This window comes from Martelella lutilitoris (assembly GCF_005924265.1).
GTDB lineage: Bacteria > Pseudomonadota > Alphaproteobacteria > Rhizobiales > Rhizobiaceae > Martelella > Martelella lutilitoris.
Genome location: NZ_VCLB01000010.1, coordinates 1 through 19253, shown reverse-complemented (window position 1 = coordinate 19253; position 19253 = coordinate 1). Strand labels below are relative to the sequence as shown.

At 61.8% G+C, this 19253-nt stretch carries 13 protein-coding genes and 2 pseudogenes; 3 read left to right on the top strand and 12 right to left on the bottom strand.

Features of this window, described 5'->3' with window-relative positions:
• Positions 1-34: 34 nt before the first annotated feature.
• From FF124_RS17550 to FF124_RS17505, 10 genes are all read right to left on the bottom strand, one after another.
• Complete coding sequence (locus FF124_RS17550) at positions 35-640, bottom strand: Lcl C-terminal domain-containing protein (RefSeq protein WP_210237494.1); 606 nt, start codon at positions 638-640, stop codon at positions 35-37.
• Between the two features lie 62 nt (positions 641-702).
• Positions 703-1104: a DUF2000 domain-containing protein gene (locus tag FF124_RS17545; RefSeq protein WP_138749786.1), complete on the bottom strand. Its 402-nt coding sequence runs from the start codon at positions 1102-1104 to the stop codon at positions 703-705.
• Positions 1105-1170: 66 nt separating this feature from the next.
• Positions 1171-1977 carry an AraC family transcriptional regulator gene (locus FF124_RS17540; protein ID WP_138749785.1) on the bottom strand — a complete coding sequence of 269 codons (807 nt, stop codon included), beginning with the start codon at positions 1975-1977 and terminating at the stop codon, positions 1171-1173.
• Positions 1978-2115: 138 nt separating this feature from the next.
• A complete protein-coding gene (locus FF124_RS17535) occupies positions 2116-3117 on the bottom strand; it encodes an alpha/beta hydrolase family protein (protein ID WP_138749962.1) in 1002 nt (333 codons plus the stop codon).
• Between the two features lie 310 nt (positions 3118-3427).
• Positions 3428-5599, bottom strand: a complete 2172-nt coding sequence (locus tag FF124_RS17530; protein WP_138749784.1) for an alpha-glucuronidase family glycosyl hydrolase — start codon at positions 5597-5599, stop codon at positions 3428-3430.
• 154 nt (positions 5600-5753) lie between these two features.
• Entirely contained in the window at positions 5754-7421 is a 1668-nt protein-coding gene (locus FF124_RS17525) for a glycoside hydrolase family 43 protein (protein WP_138749783.1), read from the bottom strand.
• The gene (locus tag FF124_RS17520; RefSeq protein ID WP_138749782.1) at positions 7418-8500 is read right to left on the bottom strand and encodes an ABC transporter ATP-binding protein; all 1083 of its coding nucleotides are present in this window, start codon (positions 8498-8500) and stop codon (positions 7418-7420) included. Before FF124_RS17520 ends, FF124_RS17525 begins: the two co-directional genes overlap by 4 nt.
• 13 nt (positions 8501-8513) lie before the next feature.
• Positions 8514-9596: a carbohydrate ABC transporter permease gene (locus FF124_RS17515; RefSeq protein WP_210237502.1), complete on the bottom strand. Its 1083-nt coding sequence runs from the start codon at positions 9594-9596 to the stop codon at positions 8514-8516.
• A 2-nt stretch (positions 9597-9598) separates the two neighbouring features.
• Positions 9599-10564: a carbohydrate ABC transporter permease gene (locus FF124_RS17510; RefSeq protein WP_138749961.1), complete on the bottom strand. Its 966-nt coding sequence runs from the start codon at positions 10562-10564 to the stop codon at positions 9599-9601.
• A gap of 99 nt (positions 10565-10663) precedes the next feature.
• Positions 10664-11926, bottom strand: a complete 1263-nt coding sequence (locus FF124_RS17505) for an ABC transporter substrate-binding protein (protein ID WP_138749780.1) — start codon at positions 11924-11926, stop codon at positions 10664-10666.
• 487 nt (positions 11927-12413) lie between these two features.
• On the opposite strand from FF124_RS17505, the gene FF124_RS17500 reads away from it, so the two are divergent.
• Positions 12414-13106 carry a GntR family transcriptional regulator gene (locus FF124_RS17500; RefSeq protein WP_187326990.1) on the top strand — a complete coding sequence of 231 codons (693 nt, stop codon included), beginning with the start codon at positions 12414-12416 and terminating at the stop codon, positions 13104-13106.
• 123 nt (positions 13107-13229) lie between these two features.
• On the opposite strand, the gene FF124_RS17495 is transcribed toward FF124_RS17500, so the two are convergent.
• The gene (locus FF124_RS17495) at positions 13230-15221 is read right to left on the bottom strand and encodes a hypothetical protein (protein WP_138749778.1); all 1992 of its coding nucleotides are present in this window, start codon (positions 15219-15221) and stop codon (positions 13230-13232) included.
• 584 nt (positions 15222-15805) lie between these two features.
• Here FF124_RS17495 and FF124_RS17490 point away from each other — a divergent pair.
• On the top strand, positions 15806-18208 hold the full coding sequence (locus FF124_RS17490; protein WP_187326989.1) for a DUF2339 domain-containing protein: 2403 nt from the start codon (positions 15806-15808) through the stop codon (positions 18206-18208).
• 154 nt (positions 18209-18362) lie between these two features.
• On the opposite strand, the pseudogene FF124_RS17485 reads toward FF124_RS17490, so the two are convergent.
• A pseudogene (locus FF124_RS17485) lies at positions 18363-18722 on the bottom strand (integrase core domain-containing protein); the annotation flags it as partial.
• Positions 18723-18988: 266 nt separating this feature from the next.
• Between FF124_RS17485 and FF124_RS20630 the strand changes: the two are divergent.
• Positions 18989-19253 (top strand): annotated as a pseudogene (locus tag FF124_RS20630) (recombinase family protein); the annotation flags it as partial.

Here is a 19253-nt window from a genome sequence, read left to right as displayed (position 1 = left end):
CGGACGCTTCGCGGCCCGGGCTTGTCTCCGATCGTCATCGCCGCGCACTGTCTTTCACCAGCAAGACCGACAGGTGAAAACCCTGGCTGTGCATGTCGAAAAAGCCGTTGGTGAAGTCGAAGAAATAGAACATGTCGGGCATCGCTTCCGTGGATGTCCAAAACAACGCGCCGTCGCCGAAGTCGGTGGCGGCGATATTGGGAAAGGCAACCCCGTCGATCTTCGGACCTTCGCAGGTGTCGAGGATAAGGGTTTCCAGTTCCTGCCCGGTCGGAACGCGCCAGCCGTCGCCTTGCGTCTTCGCGAAATCAATCGCCTCGTTCAGCCCGAGATCGCGCGCCGCGCCGGAACAGGACTGCACGCCGGCGTCCCACTGCATGCCGATCGCGCATCTTTTCCAGGTCAGCCCGTGCTCCCGGCTCGTCGCCTCGTCGCCCTGCAGATCAAAGCCGGCGCCATCCGGGGTGATGCAGGAAGCATGTGCACCGACGGGAAGAAGGAGGGACAAAAAGAGGGTGGGCAGAACACTGGATCGCATGCGGTTTTCCTTGATTTGATTTCGAACGGCGCGAGGAATGCGGCTCAGGGCCGGTAGGCCCGGTTTGTGGCAAAACGCGGCTCGGAGATCGCATTTTCTCAAAGATCGTCCGTTTTCGCAGACCGCAGACGCGCCGCCAGAAGCGCCGCGTTCCGGCAGTCGCCTCAGCGCAGCAGCGGCAGGCGGCCGCAGATCCGGTCCACGGCCTTGCGCGATCCGGCGATCAGGAGCGCCTGCGGGGCGTGTCCGGCCAGCGGTTCGGCAGCGATCCGGGCGGTATAGTCGTCATAATCGCGCGCCTCGAACGCAGCCCGCATATAGGCCAGCCGTATCGGCAGATCGGCCGCCTTTTCAAACAGAACCGGCAGGTCCTCCCCCGGCGCGCCAAGAACCGGCAAGGCGACGGTTGTGATTCCGGCAAGCGAAACCTCGTCCCCGGTGGGCGTATCCGCGCCGACGAGATCGGGACGCAGTTTCCCGAGGCTCATGGCCATAACGGCCGAGAAATTCGCCTTGAGGCCGGTCGGCAGCGCTTCATCCAGAATGATCACGGGTTTGAGTGACATGGCGGTCTCCTTTCGCGCCACGCCATGTCATGCCGAAAGCTGCCCGGTCTTGGATAATATTGACTTTCAATGCCGGATGAGCGCGCCGGGCGTCACGCCGTAATGGCGGCGGAATTGGCGGATCAGATGCGCCTGGTCGCAAAACCCCGCGCCAATCGCCGCCTCGACCGCGGGCGCGCCGTCGAGCAGCAGGCGGCGGGCATGGCCCAGGCGGGCCCGCAACACATGGCCGTGCGGCGTCAGACCGGTGGCGCGGACGGTGCTGCGGATCAGATAGGACGGGTTCAGGCCGACCGCGGCCGCCATGTCGGTGAGGTTCAGCGGTTCACCGGCGGCGACGCCCTCCGCGATCAAGCCGAGCATCGCGCGGATCGCGGCGGGCTCGTTTCCCGCCCGGCGCAGGTCCGCACGACCGTAATGCGCGAAGGCTTCGGCCAGAACCGCATGGACCGCTTCCTCCACCGCCAGTCGATGATCGGCCGTTGGGGCACTGTTGAGGCAAGCGGCAAGCCGGGCCAAAGCCTGCGACAGCCGGAACCCGCGATCGCGCGGCGCGACCTCGGCAAAGCCGCGAAGGCTGCGCACGCCCAGAACCGCGCGCACCGCCGTCTCGGACGCGTAGAGCATGTTGTAGCGCACGCGTTCTGCGGCGGCGTGGCCCGTATGCGGCTCTTCCGGGTTCATCAGCGAGAGCGAGCCGGCCGGCAGCACCATGCTTTCGCCGCGGCAGTGATAGCCGCCCGCGCCCTCTGCAATCGCGCCGATCGCAAAGCCCTCATGCGCGTGCCGGGTAAAGGTCTGCGTGCTGAAGGCGGCCTCGAAAAAATCGATGCCATGGAGCCACTCAAGATGATGATAACGGTTGCTTTGCATGGGCCCGGTATAGCGCCGGCACGCCCGGCAGGTGAAGAGATCTGTTGTAAAAGAGGACAGGATTCCGCGCCGGTGCGTGGTTTTGGTGCCGGGGACATCGTCAAAAACGCTTGTTTCACCCGTTTTGCTGTCAGTCCGTCACAAATTCTGCTTCAGGAAGTCCGTGATCTCGCTCTCCAGTTCACGATGGACGGACGCCCGGTCGACACCGGGGTCGTCGCCGCAAATCAGGCTGGCTTCGGTCGCGATTTGTTCAGGGCATGGATCGATGAAAACGAAATGGCGTCCCGGCACGACGACGGCTTGCAGCGGACGAGGCAGATTGGCGGCAAGCGCCAGCGCGTTGGCACCGGCCTTCATGTCGGCGTCATCTTCCGGGCGAACGAGCAGCAAAGGGATTTTGACGGCGGCGAGACCTGCGGCGTCGAACATCGTCGCGAGCGGATCGAGCAGCACGAGCGCCTTTATGGGATAGGGATTGGACGGCGGCACCCAGTCGGCAAGTGTGCTCGATATCCCGGTCCAGGCACCTTGCTCCGGTCCGCAGGAGCCGATGTCACTGCGGCCATGCGCCTGACAATAGGCCGAAGCAAGCGCGAAATCGGCTTTCCCCCCCGCCAGAATGAGGGCGGTATAGCCCCCGGCGGAATAGCCAATCGCGCCGATACGAGCGCGGTCGGCATGGGAGGCGAAGCGGTCATCCTCGAAAACCGCATCCAGCGCCGCGATGGCCTGTTGCGGCCGGCGTGCCAGTCTCTGGTCCTGGCTTGCAATCGGGTGGCCTTCAGCATCGCCCAGATGCGTCGGCGCAACCACGATATAGCCATGCCGGGCAAGATTGGCGGCGAAATCGCGATGGCTGAGCGGCCCGCCGAGATGACCATGCGACAGGAGCAGGACGGGAAACCGCCCCGTCGCCACCGCCACGCCCTGGCTGGCATTGATCTCGAACGGCCCGGCCTGCCACGAGGCCTCAAGAGCTTCGGTCGGATACCAGATGACAGCATGTGCTTTTCCGGCATGGTCTTCGACCGCGATCCGCACAAGGCCGGCATGGTATGGCGCGGCCGTCGTATCAGGCGGGCAAAAGCCGATGCAGAGCATGGCGAGGGCGGCAAGGCAAAAGGCGCGAAACATCATCGTCAATCCATGTCGTTCAGTCAGTCCAGCGGAAGCACGACCGGTAAAGCGATGCCTCCAGTGCGGTAGCGGTCACAACGCGAGCACGAGTATCCGGTTTGCAGGTCATGTATCCGAGAAAGGTCCACAAACGAAGCACATTTAACGTCTTGTCTATTTCATCCCAACGGCAAGGGACGACAGCTTCGATCCCGCTGACGATATTCCGGACTGTTGCCGGACAAACGGCCTAAACACGAAAAGACACCGGTGACAGGGCGTCACCGGTGTCTTCGCGTGGGAAAAATACAGGTTTCCGTCCGCTTCGCGCTTATGCCGGATCACCCGGCGCAAAGCGGAAGTGAATACTGCGATAATATTCGAGCGTATGCGCCGGCTCGGCATGGCCCTCCGGCAGGGGACGACCGGACGTGGCGGAAAAATAGGCGAGGCAGGCGTCCCGCCACCATTGCGCCTCGCGATGCTGGATCTTTAGAAAGGCGCGCACCTGCTCGAAACGCTGGCTGTCCACCTGCGGGCGCAGGCTTTCCCAGGAAGCGATCATCTGGGCAACGCCTTCCACGCCCTTGTCGTAGCGCGCTGCAAGACCTTCCCAAAGCGTCTTTCCGCAGGTGAGCGGAAAGTCCCACGGGACATGGTGGAACCAGAGCAGATAGCGCTCTCCGAAGGCATGCGGGTCGGCAAACTTGGCCGCAACCTCGGGGCTGTACTGGGCAACGGCGTTGCTTCCGTTCGCAAGCCGGTTGAAGCCGATGCCATTTTCATCCGCGCGGTTATAATAGGTCGGGTTCCACTCCGGCCGGTCCAGCTCGCTCACCCACGGTCCCGGGCCGTAATGGTGGCTGGTTGCCACCTGATGGTGCAGGCCATAGGGCATCATGTAGTTCACCAGCGTCTCGTGAGAGCCGATCATCATGTCGACGACGGTGCGGACGAAACCCGCCTCGTCGGTAAAGGTCATCTTCACCCAGTCCTCGGCAATGGCGGCGGCCGTTTCGTCGGGGTCCCATGCCATGCGTCCGAAGACGTACCAGTTGGCCTGGTTGAACGTGCCGCCGGTCCAGTCGCGGTCGGTTCCGATATTGGCCACCGCGGCAATCCCCGTTACCTTTTGCGGGAAGATCTCGCCCTTGAGAATTCTGCTGACGGTTGAACCCGGTCCGCGCGCATGGGTGTCGAATTTCAGCACCTCCTCGAAGGCCGGCCCCAGATAGGCCAGATGCGCGGTCTGGCCGAGATATTCCTTGGTGATCTGGAATTCCATGACCAGCGGCGTTTCGGTGATCTGACCGAAGGAGGGCGAGACCGGCTCCCGTGGCTGAAAGTCGATCGGCCCGTTCTTGACCTGCAGCAGGACATTGTTGCGGAATGTGCCGTCAAGCGGCTTGAACTCGCTCAGCGCTTCGGTGGCGCGGTCCGTGCCGGGATCCGACGCATAGACGAAAGAACGCCAGATCAGGATGCCGCCATGCGGCGCAAGCGCATCCGCCAGCATGTTGGCGCCTTCGGCATGGCTGCGGCCATAATCGCCGGGACCGGGCTGGCCTTCCGAATTGGCCTTGACCAGAAAGCCGCCGAAATCGGGTATCCAGCGATAGACGTCGCGCGTCTTGTCCTTCCACCATTGCTTAACGGCGGGATCGGCGGGGTCCGATGTTGCCAGTTCGCCCAGGGCCGAAGGGGAGGCGAAATTGACCGAAAGGAACACCTTCAGCCCGTAAGGCCGGAACACATCCGCAAGCTTCGCGGCCTTCTCGAGATAGAAGTCGCTTAAAATGTCCGGTGCGGCATTCACATTGTTCAGCACCGTGCCGTTGAGGCCGATAGAGGCGTTGACGCGGGCATAATCGATATAGCGCTTGTTGACGTAATCGGGCAGCGTCCACCAGTCCCAGATGGAATAGCCGGCATAGCCGCGCTCGACCGAGCCATCGAGATTGTCCCAGTGATTGAGAAGCCTGAGGTCGAGTTTCGGCGCGGCGGCAAGGTCGACCTTTGCCGGATCGCCGCCCGTCTGGATGTGACGCAGGAAGGCGAAGCAGCCATAGAGCACGCCAATATCGGTGTTGGCGGCGATGGCCGTGACGCGCTTGCCGTCATGGGTCAGGCTGGAAACGCAATAGCCTTCCTTGCCAAGATCAGAAAGCGGCAGGTCCAGAGCGGAGATCAAGGGCAGGTTTTCAGGCGTTCCGGCAAGGACGGCGCCGTCGCAGATCGCGCCGTCGTCGAGAACCGGAACGCATTTGACCAGCATCGCGAAGAAGGCGCGCTCCAGTTCTTCCCGGGCAGCCGTCATCGTCGGACTTGCAGCGCCGAGAACGAAGGCACGGACGGCCTTTTCCACCGCACTCCGGCGGGGCTCAGCGAGCGGGCGGTAGCGCAGCCAGAGATCATAACCATCTTCGTCGACAGCCGATGCGGCGCAGTTTTGGCCGGATTTGGCCGCTTCCAGCGTGAGCAGATGCGATAGCAGGATGTTCATCGATTTATTACCGTCGGGACCGGGTGACGCGGGCCGGTGATGGGCCGCTTTCAGCGTCATCCGTATTTCAGGGAGCAAGCCTCGCCCGTCTTCGGCGCTTGGCGCCAAAGTCGGGTCTGTCTGCGGTTTTCAGGAAGGCGTCAGGGAGGAGCGCCTAGCCCGGCATTTCGTAGTCAAACCATTCAAAATCGGCGGCATGGCCCTGGCCGCTGATGTCGTAGGCGGCCATGCCGACGAAAGCGCCGGTGAAGTTGTTGCCCTCGCCGACACCGGCCTCATCCGACAGGATGGTCGCATCCAGTACGGGACCGACCGCCTGCCAGTCGCCATCGGGAACCCGCCAGCTAAACTGCAGATCCGTCATATCGACCGTGGCCTGCAGCTCGACCGGTCCTTCCGGCAGCCGCACGGGCTCACCGGAGAAGACGGCCTTGCCGAAGGGAAAGTCGCCGAGCGCGGACATGATCCGGAGCGCCCGGCTGCCGTCGTCTTCACGGGTAATGCTGAGGAAATGATACTGGCACTGATTGTACCAGCACATCAGCCCGGCAAAACTCTGGAAGTCGCGCGGCTCATAATCGATGCGCGTGGCGGCGCGATAGCGATGGGCCGTCTGACGCCGTGCGAGAAGCGCCTGCTCGAACATGGTGCCGGGCGACTGGCGACCGTAGATGCGAAGGTGACCCGGATTGGCGTCGAGCGAGAACAGCCGCTCCGGCTCGGGGCTGCGCAGCCACTGGAACGCCGGTGGCAGGGGGCCGGGAGCGAAGGTCGTGCGCACCGCTTCCTGCACGGGCGCGGCCGTCATAATGCCCTGAGGCCGCGGCGTGTGAATGGAGGTCGGATGCAGACCGCCTTCCGAAAGATAAAGCCACCCGTCGTCCCGCCATTCCACCTTCTGGATCGCGGTCTCGCGACCAAGCGGCGAACGCCGTTCGATTGCATTGGACCCCGGCAGGTCGCGTCGTGCCTCGGCGCGACCCGCCGCACTGTCGACGGTAATCGGACGGGAGCAGAGGTGAACCATATAGGTCTCGCCTGCGGCCGTCTCGACGATATCGGCATGGCCGCAGCGCTGCAAAGGCGCGTCCGGCGCAAAGGCCGTGGTCAGCACATGCTTGTTCGGATGCACTTCGTAAGGGCCGAGCAGATCGCGGGAGCGGGCCAGCGTCACGGCGTGGTCGTAGCCGGTTCCGCCTTCGGCCGTCATCAGGTAATACCAGCCGTCGCGGAAATAGAGATGCGGCGCTTCGGTGAGCTTCCGGTCGGTGCCCTTGAAGATGTTGTGAACCGGACCGACCAGCTTTTTCTCGGCGGTGCTGTATTCCTGCAGGACGATGCCGGCAAACTGGTCGCCATGACCGGTCTGGCGATGGTCCCACAGCATGTTGACGAGATATTTCCTGCCGTCCGGCGCGTGAAACAGCGATGGATCGAAGCCGCTGGAATTCAGATAGACGCGCTGCGACCACGGGCCGGTGATCGAGGGCGCGGTCGTCAGATAGTTCGGCGCATCCTTGAAGCTGCCGGAAAGCCGTTTGACATCCGTGTAGATCAGCCAGAACAGGCCATCGGCATGGGTCAGACATGGCGCCCAGATGCCGCAGCTGTCGGGGTTGCCGCGCATGTCGAGCAGATCGGCGCGCGCCAGCGGGCGGCTGACAAGCGTCCAGTTGGCCAGGTCGCGTGAATGGTGGATCTGCACGCCGGGATACCATTCGAAGGTCGAGGTGGCGATATAGTAGTCATCGCCGACACGGCAGATCGAAGGGTCCGGATTGAACCCGGGCAGAATGGGATTGGTGATCATGCTGTCTGTCATCGGATCGCCTGCTCGTTTTTATCGAAGAGGTGCCATGCGCCCTCGCGCGGCCGGACGACGAGCACGTCACCGCGCCGCGTTACGAACTGGCCGGGCTTGTGCACCAGGATCTCAGTGCCGTCTTCCAGCTTACCATGAAGGTAAGTATCGCGGCCGTGCTGTTCGGCAATGGAGACGGCGAACCGCCAGCCGGTGCTGTCGTCACCGACGACCTCCAGATCTTCAGGACGAATACCGAAACTGACGTCCTGGCCTTCGCTGACCGGCAATTGCGAGGCCGCAAAGGTGATGTTGCCGAGTTTCGAGGACCCGAAGGTGAGTTCGCCGTCGCCGACGTGAACGATGCGGCCCTCGAGGAAATTCATCCGCGGCGAGCCGATGAAACCGGCCACGAACTTGTTGTTCGGGTGATTGTAGAGGTCCAGCGGGGCCCCGACCTGCTCGATATTGCCCTTGCGCAGAACCACGATCTTGTCGGCCATGGTCATGGCTTCGATCTGGTCGTGGGTCACGTAGATCATGGTGTTGCCAAGCCGCTCGTGGAGCGCATTGATCTCGAAACGCATGACGACGCGCAGTTCGGCGTCGAGGTTCGACAGCGGTTCGTCGAACAGGAAGATTTTCGGCTCGCGCACGATCGAGCGGCCGATGGCCACGCGCTGCCGCTGCCCGCCGGAAAGCTGTGTGGGCCGCCGGTTCAAAAGCTCGTCGATCTGCAGCAGCTTCGACGCCGACTGGATACGCTGTTCGATTTCCGCTTTCGGCATGCCGATATTTTCGAGCCCGAAGCTGAGGTTCTGCCGCACCGTCATGTGCGGATAGAGCGCATAGGACTGGAACACCATGGAAACGCCGCGATCGGCCGCCGGCGTGCGCACGACGCTTTTTTCATCGATCAGAATGTCGCCGGAGGTCGCGGTTTCAAGGCCGGCGATCATGCGCAGAAGTGTCGATTTTCCGCAGCCCGAAGGGCCGACGAAGACGACGAACTCGCCGTCCTCGATCTCGAGATCGACATTCGGAATGACCTTGACGGCGCCGAAGGTCTTGTTGAGGTTCTTGAGTTTGAGATTAGCCATCGGTGGTAGCCTTTTACTTGACGCCCGAGGACGCGATGCCGGCGGTGATATAGCGCTGCAGGAACAGGAAGGCGCAGGCCAGCGGAAGCGCGGTCAGGGTCGTCATTGCCAGCAGCAGGTGCCAGACAATGCCATTTTCGGTCTGGAAACCCGCAAGGGCGAGCTGCAATGTGTGAACTTCGGGACGGTTGAGCACGATCAGGGGCAGCAGGAAGTCGTTCCAGCGGCTCATCACCGAGAACACGGCCACGACGGCCAGTGCCGGTGTCGAGAGCGGCAACACGATCCGCCAGTAGATCTGCCATTCGGACGCGTGGTCCATGCGCGCCGCCTCGAGAAGCTCGTCGGGAATGGTGAGCATATACTGGCGCAGCAGGAACACGCCTGTCGGCGTGGCCACCGTCGGCAGGATGACGCCCCACAGATTGTTGACCAGCCCGAGTTCGGAGACGATCAGATAGGTCGGAACGAGAATGACGGTCGGCGGCACCATCAGCGTCGCGATGATGGCGACAAGCGCCACGGTCGAGCCGGTGAACTTGTACTTCGACAGCGCGAAGGCGGCCATGGAGTTCATCACCAGGGTGATGATCGTGGCAACCACGGTGATGAAGGCAGAGTTGTAGATGTTCAGCCAGATATTGCCGCCGGAGGTTTCCAGCAGTTCGCGGTAGTTCTCGAAGGCCAGGTGAAACTGTCGGACCGGCGCCGCGTCATTGACATCGACGGTCACCCGACCGGCTTCCGGATTTTCCGGATCCACCATCTGGGCCTTGATGCCGAGACGGCGGATCTGCGCCATCTGCTTGACCGACCCGTCTTCCTGGGTGACCTCGAACAGCGGCAAGGGCTCGTCATAGCCTTTGACCTGCATTGCCTGGATCGTCTGCGGCAGAACCGTCGGCGGATATTCGGACAGGTTGGCCGGCGCCTTGAACGACGAGATCAGCACCCAGAGCACGGGCAGCAGCATGACCACGACGCCGAGCAGAAGATAGCCATAGGTGACATAGTCGCCCCAGGTGGCCTTGATGCCCCCCTGTTTGCGCGTCAGAAACGGAATGATACCGCGCCGGGGTTGCGAAGAAGCGTGCATGGTCATTTCCTGTCTCCCGAAAGCTTCATCTGAACGAGCGTGAAGACGAGGAGCGCTGCGCCGAGAAGCAGAGAAGCGGCGGCGGCAAGGCCGTAATTGCGCGGCTGCGCGGCAAAGCCCGTTTCATAGATATACTGAACCAGAAGCATGGTGGCCGAGCCGGGGCCGCCGCCGGTCAGAACGTAAATCTCATCGAAGGTCTGGACCGAGCGGATGACGGCGAGAATGAAGACCACCAGCAACACCGGCCTGAGCATGGGAACGGTGATACGGGTGAAAACCCGCCAGGGCGATGCCCTGTCCATTTTGGCCGCCTCGTAGACGTCCTGCGGGATAGACTGCAGGCCGGCGAGCAGGATGATCATGAAGAAGCCGGAATGCGCCCAGACGGTGACAAAGATCGTCCAGAAAAACGCCCAGTGCGGATCGGCAAGCCAGGTGAAGCGCTCCAGGCCGAAGACCCCGAGAATGCCGTTCAGGATACCGTTTCGCTGCAGGATCCACTGCCAGGTGAGCGCCACCACCACCGGCGACAGCATGACCGGAAAGAAGAACACGCCGCGGAAAAAGCCGCGCGCCCTGATCTTGCCGTTGAGCGCAACCGCCGTGATCAGCGCCACGCCCATCATGAACATCACCTGTAGCGGAACGAACATGATGAGATTGCCGAGCGCGCGCCAGAACAGATCGCGCGAGCAGGTGGCGGGATCGAGATAATTCTGGCAGGCCAGCAGCGTGGAATAGTTCGAGGCGCCGACAAACGGGCGCTCATCCAGAAACAGATTGTCGCTGCCGGTTACCGAATAATAGATATTGATGAAGACCGGAAGCAGGGAAAAGAACAGGACGCTGGCCATATTCGGCGCCAGAAACGCCCATGGAAGCCGTCTGACGCCGATCGTCTTTTGAAGCCACTTCCACAAGGGGTTGACTGCACGGGCCGGCAGCGAAGCCACCGTTCCCAGCATGGTTGAGATCGTACCACTCGCCACGATGTCACCTTCAGGAGTTGTCGTCTTCGGCTGCGGCGGCGCACGGCCGCCACAGCCTCTGGACCGTGATGGGTATCAGTTCTGAGCCGCGGAGATCGCCAGCCGGACATCCTGGTCGACGCGCTCGAGCGCCGTGTCGATATCCATCTCGTTGTTAATGACCTGGCTGATGCGCGTGGTCAGCGAATTCATCATCGCCCGCTGGAACGGCCAGCCCTGGAAGCGGTAGGCCGCCGGCGCCATTTTCGGAATTTGGTTGATGAATGTATCGAGCGCGCTCTGCACCTTGTCGGAGACGCCGCGATATTCGATACCGGATTCGATCATCGACTGCGCCGTCGGAATATTGACGGCCGACGAGATCATCGTCCGCAGGTTCTCGTCGCGTGCGGCGAAATTCAGGAACTTGCCGACCAGCTCAGGCTCGTCCGTATGCTTGAAGCCGGCCAGCGCGCCGCCGCCGGGCATGGCCGAGCATGCGGCAACGCCGCAGGGCGAATCGATAACCTTCCAGTCGAAGAAATCGCCGACCTCTTCATCCAGGCGGCGAAGCTGCCAGGAGCCGCCGTAATAGAGAACCGTGGTCGCGTTGACGAAATCGGTGAAGTTGTCGCGCATGGTCGCACCGCCGACCGCACCCCAGAGGTCGAGCGGCATCGTGCCGTCCCGGTGCCATTCGACAAACTGCTCGATGGCGTTGCGCAGCCCTTCGTCGATCACCGGCATGCCCTCGTCGTCGACAAGCTCGGCGCCATAGGAAATGGCCATGGCCGCGAAGCGGTGGCCGGAACGGTCCATCTCGAAGGGGAAGTCGGTATTGGTCGCTTCGGCGACCGCGTGGGCGGCCGCGCCCCACTCCGTCCATGTCGCATCATCGGCGGGCAGGTCGATACCGGCCTGTTCGAACAGCGTCTTGTTGACGAAGCCGCCGGTGACGGTGATCGAATCCGGCAGGCCATAGATGCCGTTCGGGTCGGCGCCTTTGCCGCGCATCCAATCAAGTACCATACCAAATTGCTCTTCAAAATAGGCCTGGTCCACATAGGGCGTGAGATCGAGGTAATATTTGGACAGGCCACCGAGGTCCGTTACCACCGAAATGTCGGGCCCTCCACCCGACGCAAGCTGCACAGGCAGGCTCTCGGCGATCGACTGATAGCTGACCACTTCAAGATTAACCTTGGTTCCCGGATTTTCCGCTTCGAAAGCGTCGATAACGGGCTGGAGATACTGATCCAGCGCCTGAACCGTGATTTCCTGCGCTTGGGCGCCGCCCGTTAGCGAGATGGCCGCTGCTGTCAGTGTCAGCGCAGCGAAACGTCTTGTAAGGCAATTCATGTCAAACCTCCCGGAATGGAATAGAACGTCAAAGCCAATCGGCACGGCGAAACTACCATACCATTATGATGTGTCAACACATCTGCTGCCGCACGGGAAAGCCTATCAGTACGTTTTTTACCCGGGGCGAGAATTTTCTTCTGCTTATGTTAAAAGCCTCAAAGGTCGTATCCGGGCGCCGGCGTATTGGCAATGTCAATAAAGTCATAAAAATCAATGGTATTTTGGAGGACTTTCGTTCGATCCGATTGCCCTGATCCATTGCGCCGCCGCACGAGAAGCGCGAGAGTCTCTGCCGAATGCCCCCTCATCCCAACGAAAAGATTGGCAACGCATTCGTGATTATTGATGCAGTATGGAAGGATATGCGCGATTATTGCGCTGATTTTCAGCCATTATCGACATTTTGGTATGGTATTTCTCAAATCAGAAATGGTATGGTTGACAATTGCCGCGACCTTTTGTCGTACGGCGGCTGGAGATGAGAATGACGGAAGCGAGTCTTGATTTTCTGGGGCCGGTCGATTTTTCCAAGGCCATTGCCCCGCAGGTGCATAGAAAGCTGCGCAACGCCATTATCCGCAACTTTCTTGTCCCCGGGCGCCGGGTTTCTGAAGCAGGCGTCGCCGAAGCGCTGAACGTATCCCGTCAGCCCGTGCGCGAGACCTTCATCCTGCTTGCCGAGCAGGGCATGCTCGACATCCGTCCCAAGAGCGGCAGCAGCGTTCCGCAGATTTCAATTTCGAAGGTGCTTCAAATTCAGGCCATTCGCGAAGCCATAGAGGCTGACGTCGCGCGCGCGGCCGCGCGGCTGATGACCAAGCCGCAGATCGACGCGCTCTATCGCCAACTCGAACATCAAGACGACGAGCGGGCACGCGCCGCCTCAGATTTCATGGAGCTGGACGATCTGTTTCACAAAACACTGGCGCAAGGTGCACAACTGCCCTTTGCCTGGAATGTTATCGAAACTCAGAAGGCGCAACTCGACCGCGTCCGTTTCCTCGCCTTGAGCAAGGAACCGTCCAAGGGCATACCGGCGCAGCACTTTGCCATTGTCGAAGCCATTTCCGCCCATAATCCCGAACGGGCGGAAATGGAGATGCGCGCGCATTTGCGGGACGTCCTGCGTGACCTTCCCGTCATCGCCCGTAACAACAGCGGCTATTTCAAGGAATAATGCCAAAAGCCCTGAAGATTGCGGGCGCTGGCCAAGCGTCATCGGACCGGTGCCGAAGGCCGCGTTCGATGCGCCCAACGCCGCCTTTTGGACAGCCCCCAGAGGGGACTGCCCACACAAGGCTCAGTCTGCCTGCGCCGTGATATCCACCTGTTGCAGAAGGCTTGCCGGATCCATTGTCGCGGCCATGAAGGCCGGCGCGCCGATGCCCTGGTCGGATTTCGCCGCAATGGCGATTTCCAGCGTATTCGGGTCGGCGATGAAGGCCGAAACCGCGTCGATCAGGGCCTGAACGCCGGGATCGCCCTCGCCGACGGTCTGCGCGGCAATCGAGGGCAACATTGACAGGGTGAGCGCAGCCTGTTCCTCGCTCATCCCGTTCCGATCGGCGTAGAGCTTCAGACCCCGGGCAAAAAGGCCCTCATTTTCAAGCTTCAGCGTCAGCTCACGGCCCGTCAGTCCGAAAAGCGCGGCCTGCATCAGTGACGTGTCGCCGGAGAAGAACGCTTCCCCGAAACCGCCGACCACGCCGGAAAGCGAGATGCTTCCCATGTCTTCCCCGCTGAGGCTGATGTCCTCGACGATCAGCTCATTGTTCGTCTTGTCCCAGCGAAGCGCGAAGTTTTCGGAGATAGTCACCTCCTCATAGCCGAGTTGCCTCAGCAGGGCGAGCGCCTCATTGTCGTCGTTCTCCGCCAGATTCAGCTTGAGCTCGTTGATCATCATGCGCACTTCGCTCGGAATGCCGTTGACAGGGTCTTTGAGTGCGAGGCTGAAATCCTTGACCGCCACATTGACCGGTTCCTCGACATCAAAACCGTTGTCCGTTCCCGGCTTCAGATTGACCGCATAGTCCGTCACCTGCAGGGTGCCGAAGGCGGGCAGGAAGGCGGTCTTCCACGCCATTTCCGGTTCGCCGGGGCCGGATTTCAGGTATTCGCGGATCCCGGCGAGCGTGGGGGCTAGCGAGAAGTCCGTCCACGAGGCGCTTTTCACGGCCAACGCGTTGTCTCCGCCGCGCACATCAAGACCGTCCATCGAAAACCCGAGAACCAGATCGTCGAAGGTAACCGCCAGGCTGCCGATCGCAAAGGTCATATCCGGCTCGGCATCCGATGTCAGGCCGATGCCGGAAATCTGAAGATCGCCTTTGGCGATCGTTTCGAGGAGCAGAAAGGCCTCAAGGCCCAGCCGCTCTTCGTCGTCCGGCGACAGCGCCGCATTGGCCGACAACGCCTCCAGATTTTCCAGCGTGGTCAGGAACGGTTCCTCGGCGAGACGCATGGAAAAGCCATCGCTCTTCATCTCCGCATAGGTCACGCGGCCATCTGCGGTCTCCATGACGAAATCCTTCGCCGTGACCGGACCGTAGACCTGCTGCGCCGGGTTTGCGCCATCGGCCGGCTTCGCTTCGGTGTAGATCCGCGTCAGGAACGGGCCGTCGATGTCCTGCCCCTCGATCGCGCCGACCGAAAGCTTGACGGTTCCCCGCCCCGCATCCCCGTCTTCGTTCGGAATGGCAGCGAGTTCCGTGTCGCTGGTCATGCCGCTTGCGGAATAGCTTCCGACATGCCCGTCGACGATGTCCTCAAGCACGACATCCGAATAGGTCGTGGTCTGGTCGACACCCGACTGGCTCTGCGTGACATTGATGGTCGGCATCGTCACGCGGCCTGCCGAAAAGCGCCGAACGCGCTCGGCCGGCGTCAGATCGGCCTCACCGGACGCCGCGGCGAGAAAGGCGCGGTTGATGCCGGCATCCTCAACCAGAATGCTCGGGACAGATACATGCATCGGACCGGCGTCAAAGGTAATGTCCCTTGCGTCTATCATGCCGGAGAGAAACAGGAATTCCGGCCGTGTCTCCATGGAGGCGAGACGCAGGCTCTGGCCCTCTTCCAGGGGAACGGTCACGTCGTTCAGATGGACATGCCCCGTGAAGTCGATATTGATCGAGGCCGCCTGCGTTCCGCTCTTTTCGAGACTGGTCCTGACCGTCTTCTCCAGGACGACCTTGCCGCCGAACACGCCCGCCGCCGCAATCACGGCAATCCCAGCGACCGACCAGAGCAGGGTTCGTCCGAAGGTGTGCCTGCGCTTTTTCTCGTTTTCCATGAAGTGCGTCCTTTTGCCTGTCAGTCTTTTTCTGTTTGAGAGCACCCGATTAGTTTGCCAGGCCCCGATGCGCAACCGTGAGCGGCCGAGATTTTAGTCAGACGATTGACTCCGGCTGCTCAGGCATGATGCAGCGGCGATGTACGAAAGAACGCTCTAACCTATTGAATCGACGCGTCGGCCCGAAAATCGATTCCGATTTTCGGGCCGACGCGCTAGACCTCCCGTATTGCGTCGTGAAAGTGGAAAGCCTTGATATGACATCGTTCTTCGAGTTTCTGGTTCTCATCCTTGTTCTGGCGCTGATCGCGTCCAACGCCGGGATGCGGAAGCGGATGAAGAGGCTAGAGGACATGCACCGGGCCCTTCGGAGCCGGCTGGAACAGTTGGAACACCGGCAGGAGCCCAGCATTGCCGCCCCAACCGGTGAGCCGGAAAGAGCGACGGCAGAACCGGAAGAAGCCGTACCGGGACCGGGCAAAAAGGCGGCGGCTCCGCCCCCGAAGCACAAAGGATCGGCTGACGCCGGTAAGGCGTCCCCCGCGCCTAGCGGCCCGCCGCGGGCCTTCGTCTTTACCGGAGAAATGCTGCAGCGGTTCGGTGAATGGCTGCGCCAGAACTGGACAATCGCGCTCGCGGCGCTTTCGCTGGCGCTCGGCGGTATCTTCATGGTGCAGTATGGTGTTGAGAACGGTCTTCTGACGCCGGTCTGGCGGGTTGTCGGGGCGCTCCTGCTGGGCGTGGTGCTTGTGGGTGCCGGCGAAGGGCTCCGCCGCCGCTTTGGCGATGAGCAGACGCCATCGACGCGCTACCTGCCCTCCGTCTTTGCGGGCGCGGGGGTGGTGACGCTGTTTGCCGCCGTGCTGGCCGCCCGTCTTCTCTATGGATTGGTTTCCGCCGAGGCGACGCTTGCCGGGCTGGTTCTCGTCAGCATTCTCGCAGTCGCGCTCGGCTGGCTTTACGGCTCGGTTCTGAGCGCCGTCGGAATTATCGGCGCCACCGCAGCACCTTTCCTCGTCGGCGGCGAGTCCGACGGCGGCTGGCTGTTCTTTTATTATTTCGCCTTCATCGCCATTGCAGGCCTTGCCGTCGACAGCGTGAAACGCTGGGCGTGGGTCTCCGCACTCGTTCTGATCGCAACGGCAACGGCAGCGACCGGGCTTTACCTCGCGACCGGCGGCCTGATCCACTATACGGCTTTTCTTGCGCTCTCCTGGCTGGCCGCCGTGATCCTGCCAGTGCAGAGCTTTACGCCATCACATGCGGGCCAGACGGTTCTGGCAACGATTGCCGGTCTCAAGCCGCGCGCCGATTTTCCCGCACGGGCCGCCGCCGCCATGACGGTCTTCGTCAGCGTCGCAGGCCTTCTCCTGTCCCTCGATGCGCCATCCGCCGCAGAGGCCAATATTGCCTTTCTGCTCATCGCCCTCGTCCTCGCGGCGACGCTTTTATGGATGCGGCGTGCGGAAGCGCTGAAGGACATGCCTTTCCTGCCGGCCGCTGCGTTTCTGACCGTGCCCGTCCTGCAGGTCGTCGAGCGCGGCCCGCTGTTCGAGACCTTCCTTGCCGCGCTGCAACCTCCGGCAGATGCGACAGCCGGCTCTTTCTCTTTCGTCACCCTGACGCTGATCCTGTCGACAGTGGCATCTCTGATGGCCTTCTGGCGGATGAACCGCTGCAAGGATGACGACCGCGCGGCCTTCGGATTCGCGCTCGGCGCGGCGACATTTGCCCCGGCGGCCGCTTTCATCTTCGAATTTCTGTGGTCGCCGGCTGCGGCCTTCGGGGATTATCTCTGGAGCATCCATCTTCTGGCGATATCGGTCGTCATGGCGCTGCTGACGGAGCGGACCTTGCGCGCCGAGGATCGCAACCGGCGCCAGATGCGCGCAGCCCTTTTCGCCATCGCCGCGCTCTCGATGCTCGCACTGGCGCTGTTCGTGGTGCTCACGGAGGTGGCGCTCACACTGGCGCTCGGCGTCGTCGTCGTGCTCACGATCGCAATCGATCGGCGGTTCGACCTCGCGCTGATCGGCATCTTCACCAAGGTGGCGCTCGCGATCATCGCCTTTCGGCTGGTGGCCAATCCCGGCTTTTTCTGGGCGGTGCGTGGCAACACCGCGTGGCTGGCGCTGCTTGAAGCCTATGGCGGCACGCTGGTGCTGCTTTATGCCGGATGGCACCTGACGGTCTCGCGCGCGCGTCAGTCAGTTCAGGTGGCCATCGGGACCACCACATGGACGGTCGCCGCCGTCTTCGCCTGCGCCGTGCTGCAGCGGTTGGTGCCGGATGAGCCGGGGCTTCTGGCCGCCGTCATGGCCGTCGCCATGCTGGCCCAGATCAACCGGCTACCCATCACCGGCAGATGGCTGCGGCTGTTCAGGTTGGCGCTGACCGTGCTTTTCGGCTTCATCGCCGCCATACTGATTGCCGTGCCGCTGACGATCTCCAACCCGGTGCTTTATCGCAACAACCTGGTATGGGGTCCGCCGATTTTCGATAGCCTTGCGCTCAGCTATCTGCCGCTCGCTGCGGTTCTGGCAATCGGCGCGTTAAAGATCGGCACTCTGAAGCGGTGGCTGCGGATTGGGTTTGTCGGCGTCGCAAGCCTGCTGGCCGGCTTTTATGTCGCTTGCGAAATCCGCCGGTTCTGGCACGGGCCCGATCTTTCAGCGCCCGGCGTCACCCAGCCGGAACTTTATAGCTACACGATCGCGCTGCTAATCGTCTGTGCAACCCTGCTTGCTGTGAGCTTCTCCCGGCGTTCAAACGCATTGCGCAAGGTTGCGATGGCCGCGACCGGGCTGACGATCGCGAAGGTCTTCCTTGTGGATATTTCCGGCCTGGAGGGGCTGTTGCGGGTCGTCTCCCTCATTGGGCTTGGACTGGCGCTTGCCGGTCTCGGCTGGCTCGACCGCATCATGAACCAGCGCTGGAACAGGATGGCGGGGCCGTCCGAAGTTTCGGGCGGCGGGCAAGATCGATAGAGGTCCTCCGCGCCCGTCTTCAGACGAGACCCATTCGCGGCAGGCTTTTCACGGAGCTTACGGGAATATCGCCGCGGGGCCCGATTTCGGCAAGCGTCTTTTCCGGACTGACCTGCCCCTCTTGCGTCCCTCGTTTAATTCGAGAGTCCGCGGGTTAGTGATTGGTAGTTTGGTGGTTTTCCTGAGCAAGTGGCTGGGTGACGTCCGCATCAAGCTCTTCCATTTCTCTGCGCATTTCGTTCGGCGTTTTGTTGCCCAGCGATGAGTGCGGCCTGACATTGTTGTAGTCGTATTGCCACAGGGCCAGTTTTCGCCGGGCTTTTTCCAGCGTATCGAACACCTCTTCATTCAACAGCTCATCGCGCAAGCTGCCATAAAAGCTTTCGATAAAGGCGTTCTGCTGTGGCTTTCCCGGGTCGATATAGTGTCACGGGATGGAGGGCTTGTCGGCCCACTGCAAAATGGCCCGGCTGGTGAACGCCGTCCCATTATCGCTGATGATGCAAGCCGGCTTGTCGACCCTGCGCTATTCGCGAGGTTCTGCGAGGTCTTCACGCAGGAGGTCAATCGCTTGCGCATGGAGGGTCGCGCCAACGTGGCGGCGGCAGAGGCCGACATAAAGAAGATTGATCAGGAGTTGGAAACCCTGCTCGACCTGATCCTCAAAGGGGGCGTGGCCGACAGGATCAATACGAAGACGGTTGGCCTGGAGCAGCGGAAAAGGAAGTCGAAGCCTTCCTCGGAGAGGCTGACGAACCTCCGCCGCTTCTGCATCCCTCGATGGCGCAGCGCTACCGCTCGCGCGTCCAGAGCCTCTACGACGCACTGCAGGGCGAGGACGAGGAAAAGCGCGTCGAGGCGGCGGATATCATCAGGACGCTGGTGGAGGACATCGCACTGACGCCGGCGGACGGCGAGATGGGGATCGACGTGCGCGGCGATCTCGCTGGAATCCTTACGCTTTCGGTGCAAAGCAAAAACCCCGCCGGTGTGGCGGGGCTTTCGCAAGTAAAGTTGGTTGCGGGGGCAGGATTTGAACCTGCGG

Bases quoted from the DNA above. Each gene is read 5' to 3' on its own strand.
- FF124_RS17545 (WP_138749786.1), bottom strand. From the start codon at position 1,104: ATGTCACTCAAACCCGTGATCATTCTGGATGAAGCGCTGCCGACCGGC.
- FF124_RS17540 (WP_138749785.1), bottom strand. From the start codon at position 1,977: ATGCAAAGCAACCGTTATCATCATCTTGAGTGGCTCCATGGCATCGAT.
- FF124_RS17535 (WP_138749962.1), bottom strand. From the start codon at position 3,117: ATGATGTTTCGCGCCTTTTGCCTTGCCGCCCTCGCCATGCTCTGCATC.
- FF124_RS17530 (WP_138749784.1), bottom strand. From the start codon at position 5,599: ATGAACATCCTGCTATCGCATCTGCTCACGCTGGAAGCGGCCAAATCC.
- FF124_RS17525 (WP_138749783.1), bottom strand. From the start codon at position 7,421: ATGACAGACAGCATGATCACCAATCCCATTCTGCCCGGGTTCAATCCG.
- FF124_RS17520 (WP_138749782.1), bottom strand. From the start codon at position 8,500: ATGGCTAATCTCAAACTCAAGAACCTCAACAAGACCTTCGGCGCCGTC.
- FF124_RS17515 (WP_210237502.1), bottom strand. From the start codon at position 9,596: ATGCACGCTTCTTCGCAACCCCGGCGCGGTATCATTCCGTTTCTGACG.
- FF124_RS17510 (WP_138749961.1), bottom strand. From the start codon at position 10,564: ATGCTGGGAACGGTGGCTTCGCTGCCGGCCCGTGCAGTCAACCCCTTG.
- FF124_RS17505 (WP_138749780.1), bottom strand. From the start codon at position 11,926: ATGAATTGCCTTACAAGACGTTTCGCTGCGCTGACACTGACAGCAGCG.
- FF124_RS17500 (WP_187326990.1), top strand. From the start codon at position 12,414: ATGACGGAAGCGAGTCTTGATTTTCTGGGGCCGGTCGATTTTTCCAAG.
- FF124_RS17495 (WP_138749778.1), bottom strand. From the start codon at position 15,221: ATGGAAAACGAGAAAAAGCGCAGGCACACCTTCGGACGAACCCTGCTC.
- FF124_RS17490 (WP_187326989.1), top strand. From the start codon at position 15,806: ATGCTGCAGCGGTTCGGTGAATGGCTGCGCCAGAACTGGACAATCGCG.